General features: G+C 58.7%; 3 protein-coding genes. 1 reads left to right on the top strand and 2 read right to left on the bottom strand.

The features are described 5' to 3' along the window. Positions 1-96 precede the first annotated feature (96 nt). Together ccoG and PMI23_RS27895 are read right to left on the bottom strand one after the other, a co-directional pair. On the bottom strand, positions 97-1,527 hold the full coding sequence (gene ccoG / locus PMI23_RS27900; RefSeq protein WP_007919187.1) for a cytochrome c oxidase accessory protein CcoG: 1,431 nt from the start codon (positions 1,525-1,527) through the stop codon (positions 97-99). Between the two features lie 195 nt (positions 1,528-1,722). Continuing rightward, positions 1,723-1,971, bottom strand: coding sequence for a DUF3203 family protein (locus PMI23_RS27895; protein WP_007919185.1), 249 nt, complete (start codon positions 1,969-1,971; stop codon positions 1,723-1,725). A 123-nt stretch (positions 1,972-2,094) separates the two neighbouring features. Here PMI23_RS27895 and PMI23_RS27890 point away from each other — a divergent pair, with 123 nt between their 5' ends. Then, entirely contained in the window at positions 2,095-2,607 is a 513-nt protein-coding gene (locus PMI23_RS27890) for an MgtC/SapB family protein (protein WP_007919183.1), read from the top strand. Positions 2,608-2,690 lie beyond the last annotated feature (83 nt).

The raw sequence follows: 2,690 nt of genomic DNA, 5'->3' as shown, positions 1-2,690 counted from the left end.
ACTCGGTCTGTCAGATCGATGTATAGCGACAGACACCTCGGTCGGCCCCCTCTCCCCCTGGGAGAGGGCTGGGGTGAGGGAGCGGATTCTAACGGCTCAGCGATTCATCGGCGCAACAAACCTGCTCTTCGCCACGCTATAAACCTCAGGCTCATCACTGTCGGCAATTTTGAAACTCAAGGTCTGCGAACTGCTGGCCGGGCGCTCCGTGGTCATCGCCACCGACACCGGCACATCGACAATTTCCCCCGGTGCCAGGCTCAGCTCAGTCTTGCCTTGCAACTGGAAGCCATCGCCGTCGACCAGGCTGAGGTGGTAGTCCTGACGTTGCTGGGTCTTGTTGATGACTTTGAGGGTGTAGATGTTTTCGATCTGGCCCTGACCGTTTTCACGGAACAAGCCGCGATCCTTGGTCACGTCCAGCGAGACCATCGGCCGTTCGACCAGCGCCAATGCCAATGCGCCGATCATCGCCACCAGCACCACGGTGTAACCGATCAAACGCGGACGCAGCAGGTGAGTCTTGCCACCCTGCAATTCGCGCTCGGAACTGTAGCGGATCAAACCACGCGGGTAGTTCATCTTGTCCATGATCGAGTCACAGGCGTCTATGCACGCCGCGCAACCGATGCATTCCATCTGCAGGCCATCGCGGATGTCGATGCCGGTCGGGCAGACCTGCACGCACAACTGACAGTCGATGCAATCACCCAGACCGGCTTCAAGCGGTTTCATGTCGCGTTTACGCGGACCACGGTTTTCGCCACGGGCCACGTCGTAGGAAATCGCCAGGGTGTCTTTGTCGAACATCACGCTCTGGAACCGCGCATACGGACACATGTGCATGCACACCGCCTCGCGCAGCCAACCGGCGTTGATGTAGGTGGCAGCGGTGAAGAACAGCACCCAGAACAGGCTGACGCCGCCGATTTGCAGGGTCAGCAACTCTTCGGCCAGTGGCCGGATCGGCGTGAAGTAACCGACGAAGGTCAGGCCGGTGAGCACGCTGATCGCCAGCCACAAGGTGTGTTTGGCGGCGCGCCGCGCCAGTTTGTTCAGGCTCCATGGTGCGGCTTGCAGTTTGATCCGCTGGTTGCGCTCGCCTTCGGTGATCTTCTCGCACCACATGAAGATCCATGTCCACGAACTCTGCGGGCAGGTGTAGCCGCACCAGACCCGGCCGGCAAACACGGTAATGGCGAACAAACCGAAGGCGGCGATGATCAACAGCGCCGAGAGCAGGATGAAATCCTGCGGCCAGAACGTCGCGCCGAAGATGTGGAATTTGCTTTCGGAAAGATCCCAGAGCACCGCCTGACGTCCGCCCCAGTTCAGCCACACAGTGCCGAAAAACAGCACGAACAGAAATCCCGCGCCGCTCATGCGCAGGGTGCGGAACAGGCCGGTGAAGCTGCGCGTGTGGATCTGGTTGTCGCTGGACTTGGCCGTCGCCTTCATTGGGCGTGCGGGCACCTTCTTTATAGTCGGGGATGCTTCTACGGTTCGGACGGGGATTTGTTCGCTCATGGTTATTCGCTCATCAGCCTCCATCAGGCCAGCGCACTATGAGCGTCGATCTGTTTGCATAACAGACTCAGGTATTTCAATAAAAAGCGGATCAGATGAGATTTTGGGTAGCGTCTGCGACAACTTGAAGCAGCGCGCAGGCAAAGGCGCAAACGCCTATCGCAGACGTTTGCGCGGGGTGTTGATCGAAGTCAGTCAAATCACCGAATCACTCTCGTCGGCTTTCAGGTGTTTGCGGCCGTCTTTGGCGCCTGCGACGGTCAAGGCGTCAGCCTCTGCTTCTGTGATGTAAACGCGCCGGCCTTCTATTTCCACGAATGACATGGATTTTTCGCTATCTGTCATGACTTCCAGGGTGTCGCAAATGCGAATTTCCTCGCCGTGTTCGACGGCGAAAAAACACACTTTTTGTTCGGGGTTGGATTCATCGACTCGAAGAGGCATGGGAGCAGTCCTTTTTTCAGGGAGGTCTGCAAGGTTAGGGCGCGCGCTTTACCGATCGTTCTGCGCAACTGATTAATGGTCGCCGCTGTCCATCGTTTACCGACTAATAACAAGGACTACACGATGAACGCGTGGTGGCATGAAGTGTGGGAAACCCTGCAAGCGGAATTCGCCGACGTTGGCGATGCTTCGCAATTGACGCGGATTACTGTTCGCCTGCTGATGGCGGCGGTGCTGGGCGGGATTCTGGGGTTTGAGCGCGAGCACAAGGGCAAGGCTGCCGGGGTGCGCACGCACATGCTGGTAGCGCTTGGGGCCGCGCTGTTTGTGCTGGTGCCGCAAACGTCAGGGGCGGAGTCGGATGCGATGAGCCGGGTGGTGCAGGGGGTGATCGCCGGGATCGGCTTTCTCGGTGCCGGGACTATCCTGAAAAACAAGGAAGGCGATGAAGGCCATGTCAAAGGCCTGACCACGGCTGCCGGGCTGTGGATGACCGCGGCCATTGGTGTCGCGGCCGGATTGGGCAGGGAGGCAACGGCGCTGCTCAGTACCTTTCTGGCGCTGGGGATTTTCAGCGTGATGCCGCGCATCGTGAAGCTCTTCGAAAAGGACGAGGAAAAAACTGATGACCACTGATCATTCCTGCGCCGGATGATCGTTGCCACGCTCTGCGTGGGAACGCCTCAATGGACGCTATGCGTCCGCTTTGGGACGCGGAG

This window comes from Pseudomonas sp. GM24, assembly GCF_000282235.1.
Classification (GTDB): Bacteria; Pseudomonadota; Gammaproteobacteria; order Pseudomonadales; family Pseudomonadaceae; genus Aquipseudomonas.
The sequence above is the reverse complement of the archived record's forward strand: the minus strand, read 5'-3'. Positions and strand labels throughout refer to the sequence as shown.

Coding starts and splice junctions, on each gene's coding strand:
- PMI23_RS27895 (WP_007919185.1), bottom strand. CDS start 1,971: ATGCCTCTTCGAGTCGATGAATCCAACCCCGAACAAAAAGTGTGTTTT.
- ccoG (WP_007919187.1), bottom strand. CDS start 1,527: ATGAGCGAACAAATCCCCGTCCGAACCGTAGAAGCATCCCCGACTATA.
- PMI23_RS27890 (WP_007919183.1), top strand. CDS start 2,095: ATGAACGCGTGGTGGCATGAAGTGTGGGAAACCCTGCAAGCGGAATTC.